General features: G+C 70.6%; 3 protein-coding genes. 2 read left to right on the top strand and 1 reads right to left on the bottom strand.

All coding sequences use genetic code 11. The features are described 5' to 3' along the window. Window positions 1-46 precede the first annotated feature (46 nt). Window positions 47-565, bottom strand: coding sequence for a GNAT family N-acetyltransferase (locus AB0J68_RS30680; RefSeq protein WP_363942201.1), 519 nt, complete (start codon window positions 563-565; stop codon window positions 47-49). 175 nt (window positions 566-740) lie between these two features. Between AB0J68_RS30680 and AB0J68_RS30675 the strand changes: the two genes are divergently transcribed. Continuing rightward, window positions 741-1,754, top strand: coding sequence for an ATP-binding cassette domain-containing protein (locus AB0J68_RS30675; protein ID WP_363942198.1), 1,014 nt, complete (start codon window positions 741-743; stop codon window positions 1,752-1,754). After that, window positions 1,751-2,605, top strand: coding sequence for an ABC transporter permease (locus AB0J68_RS30670; protein ID WP_354855858.1), 855 nt, complete (start codon window positions 1,751-1,753; stop codon window positions 2,603-2,605). Before AB0J68_RS30675 ends, AB0J68_RS30670 begins: the two co-directional genes overlap by 4 nt. Window positions 2,606-2,619 lie beyond the last annotated feature (14 nt).

The raw sequence follows: 2,619 nt of genomic DNA, 5'->3' as shown, positions 1-2,619 counted from the left end.
GCCCCGCCGTCCGGACGACTCTGCGGTATGGCGCTCTTCGCCCGGGTCAGGAGCCGTCGGTCGGCGGGGCGGTCAGGTCGAGCTGCCAGTCGTTGGCACGCATCAGGTGCCCGGGTGGGTACTCGAAATCCGTCTCGCCCAGCAGGGTGAAGCCCGCCTTGCGGCAGACCGCGTTCGAGGCGGGGTTGTCGACGGACGGGTACGCGTGCGCGTAGCGCCGGTCCCGTCGGGCGCGGACCACGTCGAGAGCCGCGCGCACCGCGGCGGTGGCCAGCCCCTGCCTCCGGTACGCGGGCAGCACCGCCCAGCCCAGCTCGTACACCGGTTGGTCGCGCCACTCGCGGGCCCAGTAGCCGACGCTGCCCGCCCGCGCGCCGTCCGGCAGCACCAGAGTGAACATGCACCCCTGCCCGCCCTCGGCGAAGTGCACGTACCGGTCGTGCCGGGCGAGCACCTGCTCGTCGGTCTCCGGGCCGCCGGTGTGCCTGCGCGTGTCCGGTGAGTTGAGCTGCCGCAGCAGGTCGAGGTCGTCCTCGCACCACGGCTCGATGCGTACCTGCGCCATTTCGTCCCCTTCGTCGACCCCAGTCAAGCCGATCCCACCGACATTCCGGCCCGGAACGGCGCCCGCTAGTTCCGATCTAGCGGGCGGTCGGTCGTCACCTCGCGCCCTTTAGGTGGGCGGCGTCGTTGCTCTCACCAACCACGACGTCCCGGCCATCGGACGAGAGGTACGGATGATGAACAGACGCTCCACCGGACTGGCCATCGAGGCCGAAGGGCTCACCCGTTCGTTCGGGGAGACCCGGGCGCTGGCCGGCATGGACCTGCGGGTGCCTGCCGGCACCGTCTACGGCCTGCTCGGCCCGAACGGGGCGGGCAAGACCACCGCGGTCCGGGTGCTGGCGACGCTGCTGCGCCCCGACGGCGGCACCGCGCGGGTGTTCGGGCACGACGTGGTGACCGAGGCTGACCGGGTCCGCAGCCGGGTCAGCCTCACCGGCCAGTACGCCTCCGTTGACGAGGACCTGACCGGTACGGAGAACCTGGTGCTCCTCGCCCGCCTGCTCGGCCTGCGCAAGCCGGCCGCCCTCGAGCGTGCCGCGGCGCTGCTCGCCGCGTTCGGTCTGACCGAGGCGAGCGACCGTCAGGTGAAGAAGTACTCCGGTGGGATGCGGCGACGCATCGACATCGCCGCGAGCATCCTCAACACGCCTGACCTGCTCTTCCTCGACGAGCCGACGACGGGTCTCGACCCGCGCAGCCGCAACCAGGTGTGGGAGATCGTCCGGGCCGTGGTGTCGCACGGGACGACAGTGCTGCTGACCACGCAGTACCTCGACGAGGCCGACCAGCTCGCCGAGCGGATCGCGGTCGTCGACCACGGCCGGGTGATCGCGGAGGGCACCCCGGGCGAGCTGAAGTCGTCGGTCGGCTCCGGCACCGTCCACCTGCGACTGCGCGACCCCGGTCAGCGGCCGCAGGCCGAAAAGGTGCTCCGGGAGGCACTCAACGTGCCGGTGCAGCTCCCCGCGGATCCGGTCGCGTTGACCGCCCGGGTCGGCGAGGCCGGCACCGACCTCGACGCCAGCGCGCAGGCCGCCCGCGCGCTCGGTGACCTGGCCCGCGCCGGCATCGTCGTCGACGACTTCTCCCTCGGCCAACCGAGCCTGGACGAGGTATTCCTGGCCCTGACCGATCATCCGGCCGTGTCGGCCGACGAGCGCGACGACGAGCTGGAGGCAGCCCGATGAGCGACACCACCACCACTACCGAACGGGCGCCGTCGGTCTACGTACCGTCCGCCGAGGCGCTGGCGACAGTCCTCGCGCCGGGCGCGCGACCGTCCCGACCCAGCGCGCTGGGGGCGTCGCTCACCTTCGGTTGGCGGGCCCTGCTGAAGATCAAGCACGTGCCGGAGCAGCTGTTCGACGTGACCGCGTTCCCGATCATCATGGTGCTGATGTTCACGTACCTGTTCGGTGGCGCCCTCGCGGACAGCCCGCGCGACTACCTGCAGTTCTTCCTGCCCGGCATCATGGTGACGAGCGTCGTGATGATCACCATGTACACCGGCGTCGGCCTCAACACCGACATCGAGAAGGGCATCTTCGACCGCTTCCGTACGCTGCCCGTCTGGCGGCCGGCCGCCCTGGTCGGCATGATCTTCGGCGACGTGCTGCGCTACGTCCTCGCCGCCCTGGTCATCCTCGGCGTCGGGTTGGCGCTCGGCTTCCGACCCGCCGGTGGCGTCGCCGGGGTGGCCAGCGGGATCGGGCTGCTGGTGATCTTCTCGTTCGCGTTCTCGTGGGTGTGGACGTTCTTCGGGCTGATCCTGCGCAGCGAGAAGTCGGTGATGGGGGTCAGCATGATGGTGCTGTTCCCGCTGACGTTCCTCAGCAACGTATTCGTCGAGCCGAGCACCATGCCGGGCTGGCTCCAGGCGTTCGTGAAGGTCAACCCGGTGACGCAGCTGGTGGCCTCGGTGCGCGCGGTGATGGCCGGCGAGTCGGACCCGTCCGCCACGATGTGGCTGCTGGCGTGGAGCGTCGGCTTCGTGCTCGTCTTCGGCACGTTGACCATGTACAAGTACAACCGCCGCTGACCGGGACGGGTCAG

Origin of the sequence: Micromonospora sp. NPDC049580, from assembly GCF_040675595.1 — a bacterium.
In the GTDB taxonomy this organism is placed as follows: domain Bacteria; phylum Actinomycetota; class Actinomycetes; order Mycobacteriales; family Micromonosporaceae; genus Micromonospora.
Note: the sequence above shows the minus strand (reverse complement) of the source record. Positions and strands in the feature narration are given on the sequence as shown.

What these genes read in the sequence shown, in the direction of transcription:
- AB0J68_RS30680 (WP_363942201.1), bottom strand. Translation starts at nt 565, where the DNA reads ATGGCGCAGGTACGCATCGAGCCGTGGTGCGAGGACGACCTCGACCTG.
- AB0J68_RS30675 (WP_363942198.1), top strand. Translation starts at nt 741, where the DNA reads ATGAACAGACGCTCCACCGGACTGGCCATCGAGGCCGAAGGGCTCACC.
- AB0J68_RS30670 (WP_354855858.1), top strand. Translation starts at nt 1,751, where the DNA reads ATGAGCGACACCACCACCACTACCGAACGGGCGCCGTCGGTCTACGTA.